Below are 24541 nucleotides of genomic sequence, written 5' to 3'. Positions count from 1 at the left end.
AATTTATGCGCATTCTCAACATTACTCTCTCTAACTTCCTGTGCTACTATGGGGAGAACAATCGGCTTGATTTTGCCGATGGGCTTAACTTGATACTTGGGGCAAACGGTTACGGAAAAAGCAAGCTGTACGATGCTTTCCAGTGGGTTTTTAGAGATGGCATCACGGATGATAAACCCCGACTTGGGGCAGCACCAAATGCTATTCGCCCAACCTCAGCACTAAAAGAAGCGCTTGTAAATGAACGAGCACTAGCAGAAGCCGAGGTAGGGGAAACTATCAAGTGTGAAGTCTGCATTGAAGTTACTGGTAGTCAGAATAGTACCTACCAACTCGTTCGACGTCTATACGTCAAAAAAATAAGCGATACTGAAGTTAAGCCTGCTAGTGGAAGCTCCTTAACTGTGTTCTATAAAGATGTTATCGTCTTTAAACCGCTTAGCGAGGCAGAAGGTGAAAAAGTAGTGGCCCAATTATTACCTCACGATATCATGCCTTATCTGTGGTTTCAAGGGGAACGAGGGATTAACAACCTTATTGATACATCGAGCCGCGAATCATTAAAGCAGGTGGTTAATAAAATGTCCGACATTGAGAAGTGGGACGAATTTATTAAGACCGCACAAGCAGCCTATGATGCAGCTGATAAAGAGCTAAAACATGCACTTAGCGGCGACACAACCAGGAAGCAGAAAGCTGCTATTTATCAAGAGCAGCAAAAGACTGCTCAAAGCAAACTAGATTCGGTCGAGGTCAAAATTTCGGAGGCAGAGAAAAACTTTGATGCTGCGTCAGCAAAGCTTGATAACATTGCTGGTCAGTTTGATGCTGCGTCTAAAGTGAGTAGCCTAGAAAAAGACTTATCGCAGCAGGAGAAGGAATTGAAGCAAGTAGTAGGCCGCCTTGACAATCTAAAACTCGGCTTCACGAAGCGCTTGTTCACCGATTCGTGGCTGCTAATGGGCACAGAAGATATTGTAGATAAGTTTGAGCAGAAGTATCGAGATTATTACACCATAGTCACAACCCGACAAGCTGAAAAGAAATTTGAGCAGAAGTCGACGGAGGAAGTTCACAAGCGCTTGTCTTTACCGAAGGGCATTCCAGACCGAGTTCATGTCATGGATATGCTTGAGCATGAACAATGCATAGTATGTAATCGACAAGCTCTCAAAGGCTCGGCAGAATATGAGGCAATCAAGCGACTGCTACCTGAAGAGAAACCTAAGCTGGCACCACAAAAGGCGATTATACCTGATATTGAGCCGGAGCTTCGCATATTGAATCGAGCTGCGTTCAGTATGCGGGACAAGTATGTTAAAGCAGACCAAGAAATTGCGGGCACTTACCAAGAGCAAGAAGACCTAGAAGACGAGCGAAAAGAACTGGAAGAGCAAATTGCGTCGCTAAAGGGTGCTGTCGCTACTGAGATTTTGAATAGTGGCTTGAGTGGCAACGGCAATGCCGGAAGCATTCTAATTTCAATTGAATCCGCAAAACGTGATATAGCCAATTACTCTGGGACACTAGAGAAACTGCGGGGTATGCGTGATACTTACCTAGCGGATTTGAAAGCGTTAGAAAACGAGTTTAGCAAACTTTCGCAAGGTGGTGGAATAAACCCTAAACTTGAGGAGAAGCGGAGACTACTAGCTGATTTGCGCGACCTCACGGTGCGGACGAAAGAAACTCAGTATGCAAAACTGATTCAGCAGCTAGAAGATACTGCCAACCAGCACTTCAATAGCATGAATAAGCAAAGCCAGGCAGGATATGGCAAAATCCGCTTCGTAGTAGAAGGCAATGGCTATGTACCAGAAATTCAAGGTGAGGATGGCAAACGGATGGATAATCTTAATACCTCACAAAATAGTTCGTTCAAGCTAGCAATTATAATGGCAATCGTTACTGCCAATCAGAACCGGGGACTTGCGAGAAACTATCCATTGATTTCTGATGCGCCTATGTCGGACTTTGACGCAGTGAAAGCGCGGGATTTCTTGGCAGAAACGGCCCGCACATTCCGTCAAAGCATCGTTATTGCTAAGGAGTTTTTAGATGCTGACCCTGCTCATCCTGGCCGTTATATAGTCGACCCGACTAAACTTGCACAGGTGAAAGAGGATACTGAAGCTGCAGGCAAAACCCTAAACGTCTATCAATTAGTGGTCCCACCTGGACAATCAGCGCAAAGCCGTAAGAGTCTGTCTGTCCAAATCACCCGCGTTACCGTCTGATGAAGTTATTAAAAGAGAAATTCTTGAATAAGGATGCTTTATATCCCACAAGCTATAAAGAGTTTATACTTCGTTTGACTCGTGTAGCCGACGTAAGTAAGAGTTCAGGTAGTGATGAGGAGAAAGCGGAACGCGGCAAGGCATTTGGTAGTGTTTACGAATGTTTTATGTACGCCACTATGCTTGGCATCAAAGCTCAATATCCACTTCCTTTTGAGCGTGGGGCAGCAGGCACTAAATTCCTTCAAACCAAATTTTGGAAACCTGACAATTTAGTTGAATACATTTTTATAAGCTTATTAGCACTAGCTGATTTTCCATTTTCTGAAATTGAAAATCTTACGGAAGAAGAGGCTGACACGAAAGCGCTTGACTTAACTAAGTCAATGGAGTTTTACGCGAAAGGTGGTTTTGAGCTTATGGCTACTAAAAGCAAAGAATCTCCTCATTATTTTGAAAATGCTGGTAATATTGTCTCGTTCCTACAAACAATGAAACCTTTGGCTAGCTAAGAACAATAAGCATGGTAAGCGGAAGTTAGTCAGGTCAATTTATGCAAGTAGCATCTGCACAAATTGACCTGACACAAATGGCTGGTATAACGTAATGCCGGTTTATGAAATACTCGTACAATTTCCACGAGGCGCCGATTCCGAGCCGTGACCTGGTATACAGTCTGAGTTTGATGCAACCGGCATTGATTCGGCTACGGTTGGCGGCAAAGGCATACAGGCCGCTGCTCGACATACTGGCGGAAATGCCCGACGTGTGGCCGCGGCCGACTGGCAAGAGCATCCAGGAGAAGTTGGGTATCAGTTCATCCGTGTTTCGGCGCTGGCTGGATGAGATTTACGCCGATGCGTGGGAGCTGGTCGGGTCGGATGCGTCGGTACTGGATTTTACGAATGCGGAGTACGAGATAGAAGTACCCGACAAAAAAGACTTTCTGCGCTTCAAATGCCGGTTATCCGTACCGCCCCGTGTGGGGGAAGCCTTCGATGTGAAATTTCTAGGGCGAATAGCGGGCCGATTTGGCTTGTATGTAGATAAAATTCTGTACGAATTAGAAGGCAGCAAAACGATTATTACCGTGACGCTTCGGGAAGGCTCTTTCAACCCCTATCTGCATCATCTTCGCTACCGGGCCCGTTTCGAGCATCGCCTTACCTTCGAACAGGAGTACAGTATGAACGACGGGGCATTAGCTGAATACTTACGTCAGTTCTACGAAGCGCCTCCTAAGCCAGCCCCGGCCCCAATTCAGGCAGCACCGGCAAGACACAAAGGCCGCTACGGTCAATGGCGCTGATTTCAGCCTGGTATGAAAGAGGCAACTAGGGCTTTCTGGAGCGCTCCAGGTGGTTGATTCGGCGGCGCAGCTCGGTTTGCAGGTTGTGCAGGCGCTTGTGTGAGAAGCGAATGACGTTTTCGGAGGCGGCCAGCCAATTGCGCAAGCGAGCTACTTCAGTAGTGCACGCTTGTTCGGCCTGGGCGCGGAGCTGGCGCTTGGGGGTAGGGCCGGGCTGTTGGTCGAGTTGACGGCCGAGCGTGAGGGTCGCGGTGCGCTCGGCCACCAGGTCCGCTTCAAGGTGGCGGATGCGGGCGCGGAGCTCATCGAGTTGCAGCTGATGATTGTAGGCGGGCGTTTGAGCGTAGGCCTCGGCGACCAGGGCTAGGACCTCCTCGCCGGCCTGGCGGTGGGCAGGGGTAGCGGCGGGTGCCTGGGTCAGCCAGTGGCGGTGGGCCGTGACCAGGAAAGGCGGCAGTTTCATGGTAGGGCCAATTAGCTGGTGGGTACTTGGGTAGCCACGTAATTGGCTTCAAATACGGCGCGGGCGAAGCCGGCGGGCGTGGCTGAACGCAGGTTGGCGCGGTTCTTTGAGTCGGGCAGGTTGTGCATTTTGGAGCCCAGAATGAGCACCACGGCTTTGGGCTCGGGCAGATGGAAGCCACCGCCCGTCCAGAGGCAGGTACGCTTGGTGTAGGCTTCGCTGAGCTGCTGCGCGGGGGGTAGGTAGCCGGCGTAGTCGCAGGGGTCGAAGCGGAAATCGGGCTGCCGCCAGTAGGTGCTGACGGTGCTCACCGGGTTCTCGATAAAGTAGGGGCACTGGCACCACTCGGCTAGGCGGGTGGACCACTCGAACAGCTGCAGGGCCTTGATGACGCTGCTGAGGCCCTTACGGCGGAAGTGGGCGCGTCCGGAAATGGCGGTGTCGGTGCAGGGCGGAAAGAAGGCGGCGAAGGCAACGGGGCCGTAGGGCGGCAGCCACTCGCGCACGTCGACACCCACGCGGATGATGTTGCCCTGGCGGGTTTCGCCGGGCGGATGCTGGAGGTCGACACAGTAACAGAGGTAGCCAGCGTCGGCCCACGGCTGCACGAGCGTGGTGGTGAGGTCGAAGCAGCTGATGACAATAGGGGTAGGCATAACGGGCTAGCGGGGAGAAATAGCGGGAGTAGTGAAAACGAAGTGGGCCCAGTCGGCCAGCGTGAAGCAGATGAGGTATGTCTCTGGCCTGGCATCGAGGCAGCCGACCGTCAGCGTCTCGACTGTCAGTTCCAGAACGGAATAGCAGGTGCCGGGCAGGAGCTGGGTGAGGTAGGGCTCGTCGGTGAGCGGGTAGGCGACGGCCTCGACGGGACAACGCACGGTGAAGCAAGGCAAACCGCTGGCTTCCATAGGAATCAGAAAGTGGTAGCCGCATCTTGAAACAGACCGCGGCGCAGATTACAGCTGGTAATCACCTCGTCGGTGGCCCCGTTGCGGTGCTTGGCCACGTCGAAGAGGATGGTATCAGCGGTGGGGGTACCGTCCTCGTACTGAGGAATTTTGTAGTACTCGCCGCGCCAGAGGAAGATGATGCAGTCGGCGTCTTGCTCAATGCTACCGGACTCGCGGAGGTCGGAAAGCAGTGGGCGCTTATCCCCTCCCCTCTTCTCCACGTCGCGGGAGAGCTGGCTGAGGGCGATAACGGGGGCGTTGAGCTCTTTGGCCAGCTCCTTGAGGCCGCGGCTGATGCTAGCAATCTCCTGCTCGCGGTTGCCTTTGGTGTCGCCGCGCATGAGCTGGATATAGTCGACCAGGACCAGCCCCAGGGGGTGTTGGGCGTGGAGGCGGGCGCACTTGGCGCGCAGCTGCTGGATGCTCAGGCCGGGGGTGTCGTCAATGTGGAGGCGGTGGCCGTGGGTGAGCAGGCGCTGGGCCTGCTCGCGGATGTGGGCCACCTGCTCGGGGCCGCCGGGGAGGTTGCCGCGGCGCAAGTCGGAATTGGAATAGCCGGGCACTTCGCTGGCCACCAGGCGCTGCATGAGTTGCAGGGTGGGCATTTCGAGGCTAAAAATGGCCGCGTGCTGGCCGTGGTCGAGGGCGGCGGTGCGGGCGAAATGCAGCAGGGCAGCGGTTTTGCCCATCGCGGGGCGGGCGGCCAGGATGATGAGGTCGGCGGGTTGCCAGCCGCCGGTGAGGCCATCGAGCTGGGTGAGGCCGGTGGGGATGCCCGTGAGGCCTTTTTGCTGCACGGCCTGGGTGAGGCGGTCGAAGGTGGCGGCGAAAGCGGCCGAAGCGGTTTGGCTGGGCTTGGTTTCGAAGGCCCGGTGCAGGCCGGTCAGGTGGGTTTGGGCGTCGGCCAGCAGGGCTAGCGGGTCGCGGGTATCGTCGTACCCGTGGGCGGCTAGCTCGGTGCCGGCGCGGATGATGACGCGGCGGGCGTGCTGCTCTTGCAGAATCCGGCAGTGCGTTTCGAGGTGGGCAGCGGAATTGATTTTGTTGGTCAGGCCCGCCACGAAGGCGGGGCCGCCGACGCGCTGCAAGGTGCCGCGGTGGCGCAATTGCGCTACGACGGTGAGCATATCGGCGTGCTGGCCAGCCTGCACCAGGTCGCGAATGGCTAGGTACACCTGCTGGTGCGCGACCAGGTAGAAGGCCTGCTCATCGGGCAGCGTGGCCAGCAGCGTGCGCTGGGCATCGGCTTCGAGCAGGGCCGCGCCGAGAACGGCGGCTTCGAGGTCGGGAGCCTGCGGAGGTAGGTGGCTGGGCTGGGGCGGCGTAGGCAGGGCCCCGCGGCGTGTAGAGGGGATAGCGGATAGCATGATGAATTAACTCCAGCGGTTGGGGTCAGTGGGTTTGGGGGCAGTGCGGGCACGGGCCGGGGGTGCGGCGGGCTGGTGGGGGTTGGCGGCCTGGAACTGCGGGCGGCGGCGCAGCCAGCCGCGAAAAGCGGCCTGCCAGTTGACCATCGGGGTTTTGCCGCCGACCCGCCAGCCGTTGCTCTCGAAGTGGTCGAAAAAGGCGGCAGCCTCGGCCTGGGTGTCGGCGCTGCCGGCTGGCAGGGTGGCGGCGTAGGTCTGGACTTCAGCCAGCGTGGGCGGCGCGGGGCCTTTCGGCCGGTCGGTGGCGGGCTTTTTTGCCGGCGCAGCCAAAGCTGGGGCGAGCGGGGCGGCGGGAGCCGCCTCTCCCTCTCCTATTGAAGTTGTAATTGAAGATGAAAATGAAGGGGTTGCAATTTGCTTATCCCCGGTGGTTGAGGTTTGCTTGGTAGTTTGGTTAAGCAACTGGGGATTTCCACCCTTTTTGCCCGCCTCGGTGCGCACTTGGCGGAGTTTTTCATCCTTGACCATGCGGCGGCAGAAGAGCGCGCCATCGACCTCGCGGCGGCTGGCTACCCCGTAGGTTAGCAGGGTGGTTAGGATTTGGTTGGCGGCTTGGTTATCCAAACCCAGGCGGCGGGCAATGACGGCATCGGGCATGGGCTGACCGTTGACGAGCAGCACGCCGCGCTCCTCGCTGTCGTGCATCATCAGCAGCAGTTCGAACCAGGCCCCGCGCTGCGCCAGGTCAAGGGCCTGCACGCCCTGGTCCTTGTGCCAGTCGCCGGGGTAAAATTGGATAGCAGGCAGCTTCATGCCTGCGGGGGCGTGGGCACCAGTAAGAGGTGGGCGGTTGCGGGCTGCTCGAACAGGTCGAGCTGGCGGTACTCGGTGCACTTGCCGCGTAGGGCGGCTTCGACCTCGGCTAAGGCAGTGGCTAGGGTGGCTTCGAGCAGGCCGGCGTAGGCGTAGCTGCTTTGCTCCTCATCGAAGGATTGGTAGGGCGTGGTCAGGTTGAGCACCCGGCCGCCGGCTAGCTCGCGCTGACCGATGAGCGTGACGCCGCCCTGGTTCTTGCCCATTGAAAAGCCGGTGACGGTGAACGACTCAAATTTGGCGGGTAGGTCCTCGTCGTCGCTGGGCCAGTAGTTGGGCGTTTCGGCCAGCTGCTCGGTGAGCAGGCAGAGGTGCGGCACCAGGCGGCTGAAGGCGTGGGGCAAGTCGGGATGCACCTGCTCGGCGCACGTGAGAGCGAAGCTGCGCGGGGGCACTTCCTCGCTGCGCTGCTCGGTGAACTCGCAGGTCAGGTGCTGGTCCTTGAGCTTGGCCTTTTGGATGGTGAGGATGGAATGGACCTCGGGGTTGTCGGGGCCGACAATGGGCAGTAGGGAAGACATAACGGGGTAGACTAGGGCCGGGCTCGGGCAGGGTAATGCGGGCTGCTAGGGCCGGCGGGTGACAAGAAAAAGCGGACTAGGCAGCAGCGGCCAGCAGCGCGGGCACGGCGGCCCCGGCCGCGGGCTGGCGGTTGTAGCGCGTGAGGTAGCGGGCTAGCTCCGACTGCCGGAAGCCCCACTCCTTCTCGTTGATGCGCACCCCGAAAAGTCGGCCCTGGCGGCGGGCCTTGCGCAGGCCTTCGGGCGTGACTTGCAAGTAGGCGGCGGCCTCGCGCACCTTCAGGATGCGGTCGGGCGCGGACGGCGGGGTAGCGGGGCGAGAGGCTTTTAGGGCTTGCACATCGGCCAACAGCTGCTGCCACTCGTGTTCGGAAACCAGGATGGCGTGCTGCATGGCTAGGCGGCGGCGGCTTTGGTGGCGCGGGCCCCGAGGGCGGCAATGCGCTTGCGCTCGGTTTCGACTACGCTGATGAAGGCCTCAGCCACGTCGGTGTTGAGGTAGCGGCCGCTGAGCACGTTGTAGACCTGCTGCTTAGAGAAGTTTTTACCCTCCGCAGCTAGCAGCTCGACCGTGCGGCGGGCGTAGTCATTGCGCTTGGGGAGGGTAGCCCGCAAGTCGGAAATAATCTTTGCCAGGTGTTCCATTTTGTTTGCTGAGTAGTATCTTTGTTTAGACTTATGTCGTACAAACCTGGCGATTAAAGTCGAAATAAGCAAAAAAAGTTTACACGCTAACAGCAAAAATAGTGGAACAAAAAACACTCGTTGGCGACCGGATAAGCTCTTTGATGCAGCATTACGGCTTGTCAGCTTACCAGTTAGCTAAGAATCTAGGGTACGAGGGTCCACAAAAGTTGTATAAACTGGTTCAGAATAAATCGAAGCCAGGATACGAAACTTTAATGGACATTCTGGATAAGTACCCGGAGCTGCGGGCCGAATGGCTGATGCGCGGGCTGGAGCCCATGCTCCGTGCTGACGAGGCCCCTACCCCCGCGCCCAAGCCCCGCGAAGAGTACACGGGCATGCCCTACGCCGTGACCGTGGACGAGAACGGCGACGAGCGCATCAGCATCGTGTCGACCAAAGCCCAGGCCGGCTACCTGCTGGCGCGCGACGTGGACGCGACGATGCAGGATTTGGAAACGATAAGCGTGCCGGGCTACCGCGGCAAGACGGTGCGTGGCTTCGAAGTGGCTGGCGACAGCATGCAGCCCACCATCAGCCAGGGCGACCTGGTGATTGCCACCTTCACCGAGCGGATGGATTTGATTCAGCCCAAGCACGTGTACGTGGTGGTGACTGAGGACCGGATTATGGTCAAGCGCCTGCGCGGGCCGGTGAAGCGCAACGAGCCCATCGAGCTGCTGTCGGACAACCGCTACTACGACCCGTTTATCCTGCCCCAAAAAGACCTCAAGGAGCTGTGGCAGGTGAATGCGCTGCTGACCGGCAGCATCCCAGCCAACACCAACGAGACGTTTGACCGCATGCTGGTGCTGCTGGAAATGCTGGCGCATGACTCGCAGCAGTTGCGCAATATTCTACTCGACGTGGCCGCCCGCTACGACGTGAAATTGGTAGGTGAAGCAGGCTAATCGAGCTGGCGCTACCAATGCCGCTACCAAAACCAAATTGACCACTTTTAAAATGGTCGTAATTGGGTAGTAAATCAAAGAGTTAGGGCCGTAAATCTGATGGTTCGCAGTACCCCGGCTCCGGGTACCAGGAGGCACTGCTTGTAGCTTCCAACTACGAAAGACCCCCTTTTCAGCATTGCTGAGAAGGGGGTCTTTTCAATTTCGAACCAAATTGAACCTGTGTAAAATATGCTGCCGCGTAGGTTATGAAACCTGTTTCTACCCTACTTTTATCCAAATAAATAAGTAATGAAAATCGTCCTCTCGCTCTTACTTGTGTTAATTTTTTGGCAGGGTAGCGCGGCCCAGCAGCTGCTGGCTCCCTTACCCGTTAACACTGCTACTGGCCTCATTACTTATGCCGGCGTAGTGCCTACGCCAGGGGTAATCCAGACTAGTTTGCTGGCACGGGCTAAGGTGTGGGCAAATCGGGTGGGGGTGGTCAACAAGCCTCCCCTTGCCGTTACTGAATTGGGTACCGATATACTGGTGGTGGCCGGAACGCAGCCAATGGAACAAGTTAATGGCAGTTCTCCTAGTGCACTCTATTTTTTAGTGCAGGTGTCCTTGCGTGAGGGTCGCTACCAATACAAGTTCGAGGAGTTGACCCTGGAAACGTACAACACCACTGGCTACCCTAGTTACCAAACGGCAGAATCGCTCTTTATTCAGAATCCGCCTCCCAAGGCTACTGGCAACTCCTACGCCACGCGCTTACGCAAGGCTTTCGATGAAGCTGTTGCGCAGGCAGCAACTAAACTGCACAGCGCGCTCGTGACTCCGCTCACCATTCCCAACTCAAATGGCACTGAATGGTAAGTTGCTGATTATATACTAGTTACTTCATTCGTTAAAATACCAGCTTAACGCCCTGCTCAGGAAATATAAACCTGGCCTGCAATGCATTGCCCGCGGCTAGCTCCTGCTTGATAATGGCCTCGTTGCCGGGCGAGGGCTTGAGGTGGGTGACTACTACCGGCAGCCCGCGCAGGGCCGCGCTGCCCGTGAGCTGCGCCAGCGCCCCCAGCTCGCGCAGCAGCAGTACTGGCGTGAGGTGACCGAAAAGCTGGGCCGGTGGCTGGCTGTTGGGGTACGAGGCTTCGATAAAAATCGCCTTTACCTGGTGGGCCTGCACCAAGGGCGCGATGGCCCGCCAGAGGGCGCGCAGGTAGTGCGATTTTTCTTGCTCATCGGCGCCTGTGTCGCCCAAGTAAAGCAGGTAGCTCTCGCGGCTGCGTACCAAAAAGGCGGTGCTTTGCATGCCCGGGCCGTGGCTGAGCTCGAAAGCCTGCACGCTGAGCGGCGTGTTTTCGAGCGGGGTTTCCTGGCCCGGTACCAAGGCCCGCAACTGGTATTTGCCCAGGGCCGGCGGGGGGCCGCCGTTGCCAAAATTGGGCCAGGCGCGCCAGTTGAAGTAGTCCTGCTGCACGGTAGCCAGGCAGGCGGGCAGGCCATAAATAGGCTTCGGCGCATCGTCGGGAGCGTTGAGGAGCAGGCCGGCTACGTGGTCGAGGTGCGGGTGCGAGAGGCAGTAGCCCTTGATTTGCTGCCGCAGCACCTCCTCCACCGGGGCCGTGAATACGTGGTTGGCCACCGCCTTTTCTACGCCGGGGCGCAGGCTGCCCGCATCTAGCGCGATGTAGCCGGGGCTACCGGCCGCCGCCACCAGGTAGGCCGAGAGGTTGCCCTCGGCCAGGCCGCCCTTCACGCCCAGCGGCACCACCGTGAAGGCGGGCGCGGGCTGCGCCCAGCCAGGTGGTACCCAGCCCAGGAGTAGTAAGAGGAGGAGCTGCCGCATGGGTTACAAAGTTGCAGTAGCGCGAAGTCTCCGCTTCGTGCACGAGCGCAGCGAGTAGCTTAAGCGTTGGTGCTCGCTGCGCTCGTGCACGAAGTGGAAACTTCGCGCTACGTTTAGAACGCGTAGGGATAACCAATTATTTCCAGCTCGGCGGCCAGGGCGGGCCAATCGGTCAGCTCGTTGTTGAGGGCCAGGGCGTGGGCTCTGGTCAGGGTTTCGTGCAGGTACAGCGGGGTCACGGCGGCGGCCGTGATAGGCACGCGGTCGGTCTCGTCGGTGTAGTACTCGGTGGCCCACTCGGCGTAGGTGGCGGGGTTGCCGTCGAAGATGTCGAGCAGTTCCTCCGAGCCATTGTCTTCATCTTCGACCGTGCCAATTTGCCAGGCGCCCTGGGCCGAGTGCCACAGGCAAAACGTGGTGCCAATGGAAGCCACCGGTTCGCCCAGCATAAACTCCTGAAAGGCAATGGGTAACCCTCGAATAAGGTCGGTTTTAATCGGCTCGTCGTAGCCCAGCAGGTAGCCGTTGATGACGCAGCCCTCGGGCCGGAACAGCACCAGCAGCTGGTCGCCCTCGCCGTCGCTCATCTCAAACACGGCCTCGTGGTCGCTCCACTCGGGGGTGTAGGTGTAGTAGCGGTACTCGGCATCGGGCGAGTTGATGGCATCGAGGGCGGCCAGCGCCTGGCACAGGCGCTGCAAATCGGCCGGAGCGGGCAGGTTGGGGTGGTGAGTCGAAATCATGGGTTTACCCTACGCACAAAACTGGCGAGGGGGTGAGTTGGGTTGGGTTTGCGCCCGCTTGTTGCAGCGGGCGGGGCATGCAAAAGCCGCTGGGTGGGGGCCAGCGGCTTTTGAAATGGTACTACTAGCGGCAAGCTGAAGCTTACCCTACGTGGGGGTTAGCGGCGCTGCACGGGCAGGTCTTCGAGCTGGGCGTAACTGAGCTTCCAGGTGCCGTCGGCGGCGGGCTTCCACAGCAGCAGGAAGTTGCCCTCGCCAAAGCCGGCGGGCTGGCCGGGGCCAGCGGGCTGCACATCGACCGAGAACGTGCCGGCCTCGTAGGCCAGCTTATCGGTAGAAGTGGCGCTTACCGTGCTGATTTTCAGATTATTGGTACCCGACTGGGTGGCGCGCACCCATTTATCGCTCACCTCCGACTTACCGCTGAAATGGGCGCTGCCTTGCAAAAACTGCACATCATCGGCCAGGAAGCCGAGGGTTTTTTCGAGGTCCTTGTTGTTCCAGGCCGTGAGGAAGGCCCGGTCGAGGTCGGCGGCGCTGGTGGCGCTGGCCGCGCCAGAGTCGGCCGACTTGCTGCACGCCGCCAGCAGGGGCAACGCACCCAGCAAAACGAGTTGGGCCAGGGAAATACGCATGCTATTCAGGTAGTTAGAAAGGTGAAGGAGGCAAACCAAAAACCCAGGCCGCTTGGCCTGGGTTTCGGCAAAACAACGGATGAAAGCCGCAGTGACTACCAGCTGCGCTGGCGGTAGGCGGTGCTGCCGTAGGGGTTGGCAGGGTCGCCGGGAGCCTGGTTGGGCAGGTAGCCGGCTTCGGTGGCTGGGGCGCTGGCGCTAACGGCGGCGGCCGAGGCTACCAGGGCCGTGGTGCCCACGGCGGCGGGGCTGGAGCTGCGCACAATGGTTTCGCGGGTGGTGGTGCGGCGAGCCAGGGCCTGGCGCTCGGCGGCGGCGCGGTTGGCGGCGGCCCGCTGGGCGGCGTAGGCCGCGGCGGCGCGCTTCTTATTGCGGTTATCCACGTGCTTGCCCACGGCGTAGCCCGCGCCGGCCCCCACCACGCCCCCGACCACGCCGCCCACGGCCCGGTTGCGCTTGTTGATAACGGCCCCGAGGATGGCCCCGCTGCCGCCACCGATAACGGCCCCCTTGGCCTGCGGGCTAAAGCGCTGAGCCTGGGCATTAAACGTGCTGGCCATCAGGGTAGCTAACACTAAAAAGCTGAGGAAAAAACGACGGTTTTTCATGATGCGAAGAAAGCTGGGTTTGGAAGCTTGCGAAGTTCGGTAAACAAGCACCGTGCCGCAACGAATGGGTACCGGGGCTCAAAGTACGGCGCCGCGCTCGCTTCCGGATTGAACAGGCTGCCGGGCGCAGGCCCCGCCAACCTGCAATTTTCCGAAAGCACGGAGGCCTCGACGCGCTCGCGGCCCGTGGCGCACACCAGATGCCTGGCAGGCGCATCGTTGCGGGTGTTTTGGCTTTTTGAGCGCGTTAGCGCTCTTGCGCACTGGCTCACAACCGAATATCCACCCAAAAAATTGTATAAGATTTCGGCTTTTTCACTGAATTAACGCCCTTGTCATTATCCTATTTTTACTCCGTCAATTTTTGGACCAAAGCAGCCGCTTCAGACCCGTTGCTGGCCGTAGCTGAACTAGCCGGGCACCCAAAACCTCGTCTGCTTCGTGCAAAAGGCTTTTAGCTGAAAACTGGCGCGTAAGTGCTTTGGGTTTCAGGCAGATTAAGCTTCTCGCAATCTTCATCTAGCGTTCATAAATAGGATATTTGGCAGTGTTCGGGATTTTCCTACCTTGCGCCGATTCCGGTGAAAGCCGGAGTTTTTACCCACACATTCTTCTTTTCCCAAACCAACAATCTATGTTCCATAAGTACCATACAGCGGCTTGGCTTGCCCTAGCTGCCGCCACCCTCCCCACCCTGGCCCACGCCCAGGATGCCCTCGTGCAGCAGAAGACCCTGGCCCAGGACGGCCAGCCCACCCTCATCGAGTTTTCGCCGGCCGGCAAGCTTACCGCCCGCGCCGCCGAAGGCGAGCAGGTTATCCGCCGGCAGCTGGCGCTGGGCACCAACGACCAGCTACGGCCCGCCCGCACCGAAACCGACCAGCTCGGCTTCAGCCACCAGAAATTTGACCAGTACTACAAGGGCGTGAAGGTGGAGCACGCCACGTACACGGCCCACGCCCGCGGCGGCCAGATTGAGAGCCTGAGCGGCGACTTTGAGAAAGTGGGCGAGCTGAGCGTGACGCCCGCGCTGAGCGCCGACGCTGCCCTGGCCCGTGCCCTGGCCGCCGTAGGAGCCAAAAAATACATGTGGCAGGATGCCCGCGAAGAGGCCGGCCTCAAAACCCTGGCCCAGGATGCCGATGCCAGCTACAAGCCTACTGGGGAGCTGGTACTGGTGCGCGACAGCCGCCAGAGCGCCGAAAACGGCCCGCTGGTGCTGGCCTGGAAATTCAACATCTACGCCCAGCTGCCGGTGAGCCGCGCCTACGTGTATGTGGATGCCCACACCGGCGAGGTGGTGCTGCGCGATGCCATTATCAAGCACGCTACGGGCGCTACCGCCACTTTTGCCACCGCGTATAGCGGCAGCCGCGCGTTGGCCACCGAAACCGCCACTGGCGGCTACCACCTGCGCGAGTACACCCGCGGCCTGGGCATCGAAACGTACAATTGCAAGAAGGGCAACAGCTACACCGCCGCCACCGACTTTACCGACGCCGACAACAACTGGACGGCCGCCGAGTACAACAACGCCAACTACGATAACGTGGCCGGCGATGCCCACTTTGGCGCGCAGGCCACCTACGACTACTGGAAGGCCGTGCACGCCCGCAGCAGCTACGATAACGCGGGCGCCAAAATCAAAAGCTACGTGCACTTCGACGACGTGCCCGGCGGCGCGGGCTACGAAAATGCCTACTGGAACGGCTCGGTGATGACCTACGGCGACGGGGCCAGCACCTTCAAGCCCCTCACGGCGCTCGACGTGTGCGGCCACGAAATCGGCCACGCGGTGTGCGAAAAGACGGCCAACCTGACCTACGCCAACGAGTCGGGCGCCATGAACGAGGGCCTGTCGGACATCTGGGGGGCCAGCATCGAAAAGTACACTTCCGACAACCTGGGCCTGACCAAATCGACCTGGGACATTGGCGAGGATATTATGAAGGCCGGGGGCGCGCTGCGCTCCATGAGCAACCCCAACCAGTACGGCCAGCCGGCCTTGTATAAGGGCAGGTACTGGTCGGCTACCACGTCGTCGCCCTCCGACGCCAACGACCAGGGCGGCGTGCACACCAATTCGGGCGTGCTCAACTACTGGTACTACCTCATCAGCGTGGGCAAGAGCGGCACCAACGAGGTGGGTAGTTCCTACTCGGTAGCTGCGCTGGGCTTGTCGGCCGCCGCCAAAATCACCTTCCGCATGGAGAGCGTGTACATGACGGCCTCCTCTACCTACGCCCAGGCCCGCACCTACTCCATTCAGGCGGCCACCGATTTGTACGGAGCCACCTCGACGCAGACGCAGGCTGTCACCAACGCCTGGTACGCCGTGGGCGTGGGTGCGGCCTACGGCGGCACCACCACTACGCCGCCCGCTACCTCCAACTACTGCACCAGCAAGGGCACCAGCCAGGCGTATGAGTACATCGACTACGTGAAGCTGGGCACCGGCATTGCCCGCACCAGCGGCGCCAACGGCGGCTACTACGACGGCACCGCCAGCACGGCCAGCGTGGCCGCCGGCAGCAGCCAGACGGTGAGCTTCTCGGCCGGCTTCACGGGCTCGGCCTACACCGAAAACTGGAAAGTATATATCGACTACAACCAGAACGGCGTATTCACCGACGCCGGCGAGCTGGTGGTGAGCGGCAGCAGCAGCAGCGCAGCCACCCTCAGCAGCACCTTCACGGTGCCCGCCACGGCCAAAACCGGCAAAACCCGCCTGCGCATTATCATGAGCGATGCCAGCACCACCACCAGTTGCGGCACCTACAGCTACGGCGAAACCGAAGACTACAGCGTGAGCATCACGGGCGGCGCAGCCATTGCGGCGGCCTCGGCTACGCCCAACGGCCTCACCGCCGGCACTGTGCTCAGCGGCGATGCTGTGCTAAGCCTCTACCCCAACCCGGCCGCCTCGGTACTCACGCTTTCGCTCAGCTCGAATGAGGAACTAACTAAGGTAGAAGTACTTGACGCCCTGGGCAAAACGGTGAACGCCGCCCGCTACCAGGGAAACGGCCAGCTCGACGTGTCGGGCCTGGCCGGCGGCCTCTACCTGCTGCGCGCCAGCAGCGGCTCGCAAACCTTCGTGCAGCGCTTCGTGAAGCAATAAGCGAGCGCGGCTTTTGCCTGATAACTGAAGAAGCCCGGCCAATTGGCCGGGCTTTTTTGTTTTTTAGATAATGCATTGTATAACAAGTATTTATAAAATAAATCGTTCGTCATTGCGAGCATGTTGCGCATTAAGCAAGGGCGCAACATGCTCGCAATGACGAACGATTTTACATAAGCCCTACTTATGCAAGTAGTTGCTGTTCATAGTTTTACGCCTCTAAACTCCGAGGCCAACCAGCCAGGTTTCGGCAGCCTGCATACTATCGAAGCGCTTGTAGACAAACTCGGTCGGCGAGGCGCTCACCACCGACTGCGTGGAGAGGCGGTGCATGGGGTTGGCGCCTTCCACAATGGCGCAGTGCCGGGTGTTGGCCAGGGCAATGGCGCGGGGTATCCAGTTGCCGGTGAGCCAGGTTTGGGCCTCGCCGGGCAGGGGCGCGCGCTGCCCGTGCTCGGACAAGATGCGGTGGCTGCCCGTGCTGCGCAGCAAGGCCAAGGCCTGCTCGTAATAGGCCTGGATGGGGGCCAGCGGCAGGCGCTCGCTGCCCCAGGCCAGGTGCACGTAGCCAGCGGAGCGATAGTACAAGCGGCCGGCCTGGTTTTCAAAAAAAAGGGTTTCCTGAGCGCGGGGCTGCATACTGCTGCTTGAAATAAAAGCTCCTAAAGTTAGGCCCTTATGCCCCCATTCCGGAACAAAATCAACCATTGGGCGGCATTCAGATTGGTAATCTGGGCCGTAGTATTGCAGCCGTGACTACTGTTTCCCTGCCTCCGCCGGCCGCGCCCGCGGCCTACTCGCCCGGCCTGCACGTGCTGGCCACCTTTGAGGCCCCCGCCGCCCGGCTGCGCGATGCGGCCGGTAGCCAGCAGTTTTTTGCGGCGCTGGTGGCCCGGCTGGGCCTCAGCGGCGTGGGCGAGGTGTACCACGTGTTTGCCGAAAACGCGGGCTTCACGGCGGTGCTGGCCCTCACCGAGTCGCACCTCAGCATTCATACCTGGCCCGAGCATGGGCTGGCCACGTTCGACGTGTTTCTGTCGAATTTCCGGCGCGACAACCACGCCACCGTGCGCCAGGTGTACCAGGAAACGCTGGCGTTTTTTGAAGGCGCCCCCCGCGCTTACGCCGAAGTACTGCGATGAGTGAAACCCCGCTGACCACGGCCCCCGCCACCGTGCCCTGCCCCAAGTGCGGCACCCAGCTACCCTGCTACGACCCCACCGCCAGCCGCTACTTCGGCTGCTTCAAGTGCCGGGCGTATTTCTACGCCGACGCGGCCTCCCCGGCGGCCTCCACGCGCTACGTAACCGGGTTTAAGAAGACGCTGGTGCCCGGCCCCAGCCTGCCGCTGGGCACGGTGGGCCTGGTGGGCGGCCACCGCTGCCGCATAACCGGCTACCAGGTGCGCACCGAAAAAAACGACAAGTCGGCCACCTGGCGCGAGTACCAGCTGAGCCCCCCCGAGCCCGGGCCCACCCAGCAAGTGCCGGCCGATTTTCCATTGCAGCTGGCCGAGTACCACGGGCACTGGCTGCTCATCAGGCGCGCCCCCAGCCACCCCGCCAACAACGGCAAAAAGGGCTACAAGGAAACCACCTGGCTCGACGACACCACCGACCGCCTCTACAAGCTGTGGCACCGCTACCAGCCCGACGTGCTCGATGCCGAGGGCGAGTTTGACTGGGATATTCTGGAGGATGAAAAACTCTTCGTCACGGAGTTTATCTGCCCGCCCTATATTCTTGTTAGCGAGCACCTTACCAGCGGTCCGCCCACCTGGTACCTGGCCGAGCACCTGGAGCCCGAGGTAGTAGCAACGGCCTTTTACGTGCCGGTGAACCAGCTGCCCAACCGCTACGACGTGGGCGCGGCGCAACCCAACCCCGTGGCCGGCCCGGCCATGCTGCGCGTAGCCGTGCTGCTGCTGCTGGCGCTGCTGGGCCTGCGCTCGCTGGTGGGGCAGTGGCGGCCCTCCACCACCACCACGCAGCAGCTGGAGCTACCCGCCACGCCGCTCGCGCAGCCCACTGCTTTCGTGATACCCCCCGATAACCGGCCGCCCATTATCCCCTACGATTCGCTGCCCGCCGCCGGCACGCCGGCCACCCCAGAGCCCACCCAGCAGTCGGCCACTGCGGTCGCGGCGCCGCCGCCCGCCAGCACCATGTTGGTAACCAACTCTTTCACGCTGGCCGAGCCCACGGCGCTGCAAATCGAGCTCGCCATCCCGAGCCTATCCAACCGCTGGGTCGAAATCACGGCCAGCCTCGTGAACGAGGAAAATGGCCGGGGCTACGAGTTCACGCGCTCCCTGGAGTACTACTCGGGCGTGGAAGGCGGCGAGAGCTGGTCGGAGGGCAGCACCTCGGCCAGCGCCGTGTTCAGCAGCGTGCCCGCCGGGCGCTACCACCTCAACCTCTACCCCAGCGCCGAGCCCACTACCGAAACCGCCACGCTGCAAGTAACCATCGAGCAGAACACGGAGCTCACGTCTAATTTATTGCTGGCGATACTATCGCTGCTGGCCATTCCGGCCTTGCAGTGGTGGCGCTACTCCTCGTTTGAAACCAGCCGCTGGGAAAACAGCAACTTTGGTCCCCAATCGTAGCTTCAACCCCTTCCTATGTTTGATTTTTTCACGAAGCTGGGCCCCTCGGTGCGCCAGATGCCCCTCTACACGGTGCTAGGCGTGCTGATACTCACGGCGTTTACCCTGATGGGCCTGAACGGCTACCGCCTCCTCGGCGACGACAACGAAAGCACCGAGAGCACCCAGACCGGCCCGCACCGCTCGGGGGGCCGCGCCGGCTTCGTGCACGGCTTCAACCACAAGTGAGGTACCGCTGAGTGAGTTGCGAACAGGCAAGCTTACCACAACTCACTTGCTTATAACTTATTCATTTACAATTTACTAGCAATAGTATGCGGCTGATACGGGGCAGAGTCCCGCGCCAGCCGCCAGCCGCGGCAACCCGCTCACTTACAACTTACTCGTTTGCTCCATTACTCATTTACTCCCTGATACCCCCGCTCATGGAATACCTTACTCCCAAGGCGCTCACCGCCTCCGTTGTGTACGCGCTGCTGGGCATCCTCATTCTGGTAATCAGCTTTTATATCTTTAACAAGCTGACGCCCGGCACGTTGCGCCGCGAAATACTGGAAGAGCACAACTCGGCCCTGGCCATTATCGCGGCGGCGTTTATGCTGGCGGTGGCCCTCATCATTAGCGCCGCCATTCATGGCTGAGGGTTCTGTACTAACGCGCCGGCGGCGGGCACGGGCCGCCGCCGGCGCCAACGCCGAGGGCGCACCCCGGCCGGCGCTGCTGCTGGGCTCGGTGGCCGTGATTGCCACCTGCGGCCTGCTCTATGAGCTGATTGCGGGCACGCTGGCCTCGTACTTGCTCGGCGATTCGGTGACGCAGTTTTCGACCGTTATCGGGGTGTATCTGTTCAGCATGGGCGTGGGCTCGTGGCTGTCGCGCTACCTCAATGGGCAGCTGCTGCGCTGGTTTATCCGGCTCGAAATACTGGTGGGGCTGGTGGGCGGGGCCTCGGCCCCGCTGCTGTTTGGGCTGTTTGCACACGTCAGCTCGTTTCGGGTGCTGCTGTATGGGCTGGTGGGGCTGCTGGGCGCGCTGGTGGGGCTCGAAATTCCGCTGCTGCTGCGCATTTTGCAGGGCCGGCTAGCTTTTAAGGAGCTGGTAGCCAGGGTTTTTACCTTTGATTACGTGGGGTCGCTGCTGGCGGCGGTTATTTTTCCGCTGGTGCTGGTGCCCCGGCTGGGGCTGGTGCGCACGGCCCTGCTGTTTGGGGCGCTCAACGTGGTGGTGGCGGGCGTGAGCCTGCTCTCGTTTGAAGAAACGCGGCCCTACCGGCGGCGCTACCTGGCGGCCATTGTGGTGGCGCTGCTGGCGCTGGGGGTAGGCGTGGTGGGGGCCGAGCGCATTCAGCGCTACGCCGAGGGCGAGGTCTTTCAGGATACCGTTATCTACGCCCTTAGCACGCCCTACCAGCGGCTGGTGCTCACGGGCAACCACCGCGGCGAGCTGCGCCTATTTCTCAATGGTAATCTGCAATTTAGCTCGGCCGATGAGTACCGCTACCACGAGGCGCTGGTGCACCCGGCCATGCAAGACCGGCCCCACGCCCGCCAGATATTAGTGCTGGGCGGCGGCGACGGCCTGGCCGTGCGCGAGCTGCTGAAATACCCCCAGGTAGCGCACATCCGCCTCATCGACCTTGACCCGGCCATGACGCGCCTCTTCCGCAGCAACCAGCTGCTACGTGAGCTCAACCACAACTCGTTGCACTCGCCCAAGGTCGAGATTCACAACGCCGATGCTTACGCCTGGCTGCGCCAGGACACCGCCCGCTACGACGTGGTGCTGGTCGATTTCCCCGACCCCGGCAACTACTCCATCGGCAAGCTCTACAGCACGGCTTTTTACCAAACGCTGCGCCAGCGCCTGCGGCCGGGCGGGCTGGTGGTGGTGCAGGCCACCTCGCCCTACGTGGCGCGCCACGCCTACTGGTGCGTGGTGCACACGCTGGCGGCCAGCGGCTTTAGCCCGGTGCCCTACCACGCCTACGTGCCGTCGTTTGGCGAGTGGGGCTACGTGCTGGCCCAGGCCCAGCCCGGCTCGTGGCGGCCCCACGGCAGCCCGCTCCCCGCGGGCTTGCGCTACGTGACGCCCCAGGTTATCGGCCTCATGCGCAGCTTCCCCCCCGACATGGCCGAGGTGCCTACCGAGGTAAATCAGCTCAACAACCAGGCACTGGTGCGGTATTTTGAGGAGGAATGGGGGCCGTATGGGCAGTGAGGGGCTGGTTCCTGGCCCCTCGCCCTCCGCGGCACCTCACCCCCTAGCCCCCTCTCCAAAAAAGAGGGGGAACTAGTTTTTAGCAATAATTTCTAAAAGCTAAAACTAGAGCTAATCCCCCCTCTTTTTTGGAGAGGGGGCTAGGGGGTGAGGTGCCCCCGCGCCAAAAAAAGCAATTCATAATCAGTAAGTTAATATGCTCCTCCCCCGTCGCCAGTTCATTACCCAGGCCAGCGCGGGCGTGGCGGGCACGCTGCTGGCGGGGCTGGTGGGCAGCGTGCCCGGCTGCACACCCGCGCAGTCGGCCGTGCAGGGCAAGCTGCGCGGGGCCGGGCACGCACTGGGCCACCGCCTGCGCACGCCCGGCGGCCTGCCCGCGCCCGCGCATACCCAAGCGGTTGATATCCTGATTATTGGCGGCGGCGTGAGCGGCCTGGCCGCCCGGCGCGCCCTGCACCAGCTGGCCCCCGGCCGCACTACGCTACTACTGGAAATGGAAGCCGACACGGGCGGCAACGCCGCCGCCGGCCACAACGCCCGCACCGCCTACCCTTGGGGCGCGCACTACCTGCCCCTGCCCGATGCGCGCGATACCGAACTACTGGCCTTTTTGCAAGAGACTGGTATTTTGACAGGTTACGGGCCTACCGGCCTGCCCATCTACGACGAAACGGCTCTCTGCCACGACCCCGCCGAGCGCTTGCTGCTGCACGGCCACTGGCAGGCCGGCCTGCTACCCGAGGCGGGCGTGCCCGCCGCCGACCGTGCCGAAATAGCCCGCTTCCTGGCCGAGATAGAGCGTCTGCGCCGCGCCACCGGCCCCGACGGCCGCGACCTGTTCCGGCTGCCGCTCGACTGGTCGGTGGCCGATGCCGATGCCCGGCAACTCGATACCGAGTCGATGGCCGACTGGCTGGCCCGCCACGGCTACCACTCAGAGTACCTGCGCTGGTACCTCGACTACTCGTACCGCGACGACTTTGGGGTGCCGGCCGCGCAGGTATCGGCCTGGGCGGGGCTGCACTACTTCGCCGCCCGCAAGGGCCGCGCCCACAATGCCCCGCCCGATGCCGTGCTCACCTGGCCCCAGGGCAACCACTACCTCGCTGAGGCATTGCGCCGCCAGGGCGACGGGCGCGTGCAGGCCAATACACTGGTATTCAGCATAAAAGAAATTAATAATGGCCAAGTCGAAGTACTGGCTTTCGACAATGCCACTCAGCAAACTACGCGCCTGCTGGCCCGGCAGGTGGTGCTGGCCACGCCCTGGCACGTAACCAAGCACCTGCTGGCCGCCCCGGTTACCCTGCCGCCCCTGGCCCCGCTGCACGCGCCCTGGCTGGTTGCCAACCTCACGGTAGCCGGCTACCCCGGCGGCCCCGGCCAGCCCCTGAGTTGGGATAATGTGCGCTACGGCAGCCCGGCCCTGGGCTATATCGACGCCGAGCACCAGGCCCTGCGTGGCTTCGAGGGCGACGAGCCGCGCAGCCTCACCTTCTATTGGGCCCTGCCCACCAACCCGCTCGATGCCGTGGCCGCCCGCCGCCACGCCCTGGCCAGCAACTACGCCGACTGGCGCACCCTGGTACTCACCGAATTAGACCTCATGCACCCCGGCCTGGCCGCCCAGGTACAGGCGGCCGAGCTTTGGGTGTGGGGCCACGGCATGGTGGCCCCCACGCCCGGCTACGTGTGGGGCGCGGCGCGGCAGCAGGCCCAGCAGCCGCTGCTGGGCGGGCGCGTGCACCTGGCTCACACCGACCTCAGCGGCATCTCCGTTTTTGAGGAAGCCTTTCACCAGGGCCTGCGGGCGGCGCGGGCGGTACTGGCCAGGCCCGCCAACAGCTGACAGGTTGAAAACCTGCGACTTCTGCGCACCGCTACCGGGCCGCGGGCCGTATAAGCAGGCGTCATCAACAACTTTTCTTTTATGAAACAAGCATTTTTTGGCCGCACCCTGGCGGCCCTGCTGCTGGGCGGCCTGCTACTGGGGGCCTGCGGCGGCAGCGGCAGCCCCACTACCAGCACGCCCACCAGCACCCTGGGTACCGACTCGGCCGCTACCGAGGTGGGGGGCACCCCTGCCACCGATGCCGATACCGCCGCCACTACCACCACCCTGGGTGTGCCGGCCGGCCGCACCACCACCACGCCCGCCAACACCATGGGCACCGGGCAGTAGGCAGGCGCGGCGGCTTCGCTATTTTGCGGGCCGCCATGCCCCTTACCTCCTCTACTACCCAGCCCTGGCTGCGCTCGCCGCGCTACGACGGCTGGTTTATACTCGCCCCGCCGTTCGTGGCGCTGGCCGTGGTGGCGCTGCTGCCCGCGGCCTACCGGCAGTCGGCGGCGTTTCCGCTGCTGGCCTGGGTGGGCGTGGTGCTGCTCATTGATGTGGCGCACGTGTACGGCACGCTGTTTCAGACGTATTTCGACCCGGCGCAGCGGCGGCGGCGGCGCGGCCTGCTGCTGCTGGTGCCGCTGGCCTGCTACGCGGGCGGCGTGGCCCTGCACGCGGCGGGCGGGCTGGTGTTTTGGCGGGCGCTGGCCTACCTGGCGGTGTTTCACTTTGTGCGGCAGCAATATGGGTTTTTGCGGCTGTATGCGCGGCGCGAGCCGGCGCTGCCCGGCGCGTGGCTGCCGCCGGTGCTCATCTACGCCGCCACGCTTTACCCTTTGTTATACTGGCACTTATCGCCCCCGCGCCACTTCAACTGGTTTGTGGAGGGCGATTTTGTGCAGGCTGACTGGCCGCTGGGGCGGCACCTGGCCACGGGCCTCTACGCGGCGCTGCTACTGGCCTACGCGGGCCGCGAGCTATGGCTTTTTCGCCGCACCGGCGCTTTTAACCTGCCCCGCAACCTGCTGCTGGCGGGCACGGCCAGCTCGTGGCTGGTGGGCATTGTGCTCTGCAACGGCGACCTCATTTTTACGCTGCTCAATGTGGTGGCGCACGGCGTGCCCTATCTGGCGCTGGTGTGGAGCCGCCGGCCGGCCGGGGCCACCGGGCGCGGCTGGTGGGCCGGCCGCTACGGGCTGGCGCTGTTTATCGTAGTGCTCGGGCTATTCGCGTTCCTGGAAGAAGGCCTGTGGGACGGCCTGGTGTGGCGCGAGCACACCGCCGTTTTTGGCTGGTTTCAGCGCCTGCCCGTGGTAGCCGAGCCCGGCCTACTGATGTGGCTGGTGCCGCTGCTGGCCCTGCCCCAAAGCACTCATTACGTGCTCGATGGCTTCATCTGGCGGCGCAGCTACCAGGTGGCTTCCTGAAAGTTAAGACGCTTAGCGGCTATCCGAATTGGCCTTGGGCGGGCTGCCGGGGTTGGGTCGACTGTCCGCTCGTTATTTGTGCCGATTGCCTTCCAGCGGCGAGCGGCCAGCCGACTCAACCCCGGCAGCCCGCCCAACGGCACCGACTTGCCCAATACCTAATCGGGTAGGTCCTAACCCGTAA

27 protein-coding genes are annotated in these 24541 nt (G+C 61.2%); 14 read left to right on the top strand and 13 right to left on the bottom strand.

The genetic code is table 11. The annotated features are described in order from the left end of the window. The first annotated feature begins 5 nt into the window (after positions 1-5). From QMK33_RS06700 to QMK33_RS06690, 3 genes are all read left to right on the top strand, one after another. Complete coding sequence (locus tag QMK33_RS06700; RefSeq protein ID WP_283563795.1) at positions 6-2237, top strand: ATP-binding protein; 2232 nt, start codon at positions 6-8, stop codon at positions 2235-2237. Continuing rightward, the gene (locus QMK33_RS06695; RefSeq protein WP_283563794.1) at positions 2237-2749 is read left to right on the top strand and encodes a hypothetical protein; all 513 of its coding nucleotides are present in this window, start codon (positions 2237-2239) and stop codon (positions 2747-2749) included. The genes QMK33_RS06700 and QMK33_RS06695 overlap by 1 nt, the downstream gene beginning before the upstream one ends. Positions 2750-2853: 104 nt before the next feature. Further along, positions 2854-3546, top strand: coding sequence for a hypothetical protein (locus QMK33_RS06690; RefSeq protein ID WP_283563793.1), 693 nt, complete (start codon positions 2854-2856; stop codon positions 3544-3546). Positions 3547-3571: 25 nt separating this feature from the next. Here QMK33_RS06690 and QMK33_RS06685 read toward each other — a convergent pair whose 3' ends face one another. From QMK33_RS06685 to QMK33_RS06650, 8 genes are all read right to left on the bottom strand, one after another. Continuing rightward, complete coding sequence (locus QMK33_RS06685) at positions 3572-4009, bottom strand: hypothetical protein (protein WP_283563792.1); 438 nt, start codon at positions 4007-4009, stop codon at positions 3572-3574. An 11-nt stretch (positions 4010-4020) separates the two neighbouring features. Further along, positions 4021-4665 carry a hypothetical protein gene (locus QMK33_RS06680; RefSeq protein WP_283563791.1) on the bottom strand — a complete coding sequence of 215 codons (645 nt, stop codon included), beginning with the start codon at positions 4663-4665 and terminating at the stop codon, positions 4021-4023. A 6-nt stretch (positions 4666-4671) separates the two neighbouring features. Further along, positions 4672-4887, bottom strand: coding sequence for a hypothetical protein (locus QMK33_RS06675; RefSeq protein ID WP_283563790.1), 216 nt, complete (start codon positions 4885-4887; stop codon positions 4672-4674). 35 nt (positions 4888-4922) lie between these two features. After that, a complete protein-coding gene (dnaB, locus tag QMK33_RS06670) occupies positions 4923-6326 on the bottom strand; it encodes a replicative DNA helicase (RefSeq protein WP_283563789.1) in 1404 nt (467 codons plus the stop codon). A gap of 6 nt (positions 6327-6332) precedes the next feature. Continuing rightward, positions 6333-7139, bottom strand: a complete 807-nt coding sequence (locus QMK33_RS06665; RefSeq protein ID WP_283563788.1) for a hypothetical protein — start codon at positions 7137-7139, stop codon at positions 6333-6335. After that, positions 7136-7720 (bottom strand): hypothetical protein, encoded by a 585-nt coding sequence (locus QMK33_RS06660; protein ID WP_283563787.1) that lies wholly within the window; start codon positions 7718-7720, stop codon positions 7136-7138. The genes QMK33_RS06665 and QMK33_RS06660 overlap by 4 nt, the downstream gene beginning before the upstream one ends. 76 nt (positions 7721-7796) lie before the next feature. Further along, positions 7797-8114, bottom strand: coding sequence for a helix-turn-helix domain-containing protein (locus tag QMK33_RS06655; RefSeq protein ID WP_283563786.1), 318 nt, complete (start codon positions 8112-8114; stop codon positions 7797-7799). 2 nt (positions 8115-8116) lie between these two features. After that, positions 8117-8365 carry a hypothetical protein gene (locus QMK33_RS06650; RefSeq protein ID WP_283563785.1) on the bottom strand — a complete coding sequence of 83 codons (249 nt, stop codon included), beginning with the start codon at positions 8363-8365 and terminating at the stop codon, positions 8117-8119. Between the two features lie 257 nt (positions 8366-8622). On the opposite strand from QMK33_RS06650, the gene QMK33_RS06645 reads away from it, so the two are divergent. Beyond that, complete coding sequence (locus QMK33_RS06645; protein ID WP_283563784.1) at positions 8623-9318, top strand: S24 family peptidase; 696 nt, start codon at positions 8623-8625, stop codon at positions 9316-9318. Positions 9319-9609: 291 nt separating this feature from the next. Continuing rightward, positions 9610-10179, top strand: coding sequence for an early set domain-containing protein (locus QMK33_RS06640; protein WP_283563783.1), 570 nt, complete (start codon positions 9610-9612; stop codon positions 10177-10179). A 31-nt stretch (positions 10180-10210) separates the two neighbouring features. Here QMK33_RS06640 and QMK33_RS06635 read toward each other — a convergent pair whose 3' ends face one another. The 4 genes from QMK33_RS06635 to QMK33_RS06620 form a co-directional block, all read right to left on the bottom strand. Beyond that, entirely contained in the window at positions 10211-11158 is a 948-nt protein-coding gene (locus QMK33_RS06635; protein ID WP_283563782.1) for an MBL fold metallo-hydrolase, read from the bottom strand. Between the two features lie 113 nt (positions 11159-11271). Further along, entirely contained in the window at positions 11272-11901 is a 630-nt protein-coding gene (locus QMK33_RS06630) for a hypothetical protein (RefSeq protein ID WP_283563781.1), read from the bottom strand. Between the two features lie 158 nt (positions 11902-12059). Continuing rightward, positions 12060-12536, bottom strand: coding sequence for a YybH family protein (locus tag QMK33_RS06625; protein WP_283563780.1), 477 nt, complete (start codon positions 12534-12536; stop codon positions 12060-12062). A 95-nt stretch (positions 12537-12631) separates the two neighbouring features. Beyond that, a complete protein-coding gene (locus QMK33_RS06620) occupies positions 12632-13144 on the bottom strand; it encodes a YMGG-like glycine zipper-containing protein (protein WP_283563779.1) in 513 nt (170 codons plus the stop codon). A gap of 634 nt (positions 13145-13778) precedes the next feature. Here QMK33_RS06620 and QMK33_RS06615 point away from each other — a divergent pair. Further along, positions 13779-16265 carry a M4 family metallopeptidase gene (locus QMK33_RS06615; RefSeq protein ID WP_283563778.1) on the top strand — a complete coding sequence of 829 codons (2487 nt, stop codon included), beginning with the start codon at positions 13779-13781 and terminating at the stop codon, positions 16263-16265. Between the two features lie 219 nt (positions 16266-16484). Here the strand turns inward: QMK33_RS06615 and QMK33_RS06610 are convergent, their stop codons facing one another. Continuing rightward, positions 16485-16904, bottom strand: a complete 420-nt coding sequence (locus QMK33_RS06610) for a hypothetical protein (RefSeq protein WP_283563777.1) — start codon at positions 16902-16904, stop codon at positions 16485-16487. A gap of 113 nt (positions 16905-17017) precedes the next feature. On the opposite strand from QMK33_RS06610, the gene QMK33_RS06605 reads away from it, so the two are divergent. From QMK33_RS06605 to QMK33_RS06570, 8 genes are all read left to right on the top strand, one after another. Beyond that, positions 17018-17407: an S-adenosylmethionine decarboxylase family protein gene (locus tag QMK33_RS06605; RefSeq protein WP_283563776.1), complete on the top strand. Its 390-nt coding sequence runs from the start codon at positions 17018-17020 to the stop codon at positions 17405-17407. Continuing rightward, on the top strand, positions 17404-18873 hold the full coding sequence (locus QMK33_RS06600; RefSeq protein WP_283563775.1) for a hypothetical protein: 1470 nt from the start codon (positions 17404-17406) through the stop codon (positions 18871-18873). The genes QMK33_RS06605 and QMK33_RS06600 overlap by 4 nt, the downstream gene beginning before the upstream one ends. Before the next feature lie 15 nt (positions 18874-18888). Then, positions 18889-19101, top strand: coding sequence for a hypothetical protein (locus QMK33_RS06595; RefSeq protein ID WP_283563774.1), 213 nt, complete (start codon positions 18889-18891; stop codon positions 19099-19101). A 197-nt stretch (positions 19102-19298) separates the two neighbouring features. After that, a complete protein-coding gene (locus tag QMK33_RS06590) occupies positions 19299-19514 on the top strand; it encodes a DUF350 domain-containing protein (protein WP_283563773.1) in 216 nt (71 codons plus the stop codon). Continuing rightward, positions 19507-21090, top strand: coding sequence for a polyamine aminopropyltransferase (locus QMK33_RS06585; RefSeq protein ID WP_283563772.1), 1584 nt, complete (start codon positions 19507-19509; stop codon positions 21088-21090). Before QMK33_RS06590 ends, QMK33_RS06585 begins: the two co-directional genes overlap by 8 nt. Before the next feature lie 196 nt (positions 21091-21286). Next, a complete protein-coding gene (locus tag QMK33_RS06580; protein WP_283563771.1) occupies positions 21287-22939 on the top strand; it encodes an NAD(P)-binding protein in 1653 nt (550 codons plus the stop codon). Between the two features lie 81 nt (positions 22940-23020). Then, positions 23021-23272 (top strand): hypothetical protein, encoded by a 252-nt coding sequence (locus QMK33_RS06575; protein ID WP_283563770.1) that lies wholly within the window; start codon positions 23021-23023, stop codon positions 23270-23272. Between the two features lie 35 nt (positions 23273-23307). Further along, positions 23308-24357 (top strand): hypothetical protein, encoded by a 1050-nt coding sequence (locus QMK33_RS06570; RefSeq protein WP_283563769.1) that lies wholly within the window; start codon positions 23308-23310, stop codon positions 24355-24357. Positions 24358-24541 lie beyond the last annotated feature (184 nt).

Source organism: Hymenobacter sp. H14-R3, from assembly GCF_030063445.1.
Taxonomy (GTDB): domain Bacteria; phylum Bacteroidota; class Bacteroidia; order Cytophagales; family Hymenobacteraceae; genus Hymenobacter.
The sequence above is the reverse complement of the archived record's forward strand: the minus strand, read 5'-3'. Positions and strand labels throughout refer to the sequence as shown.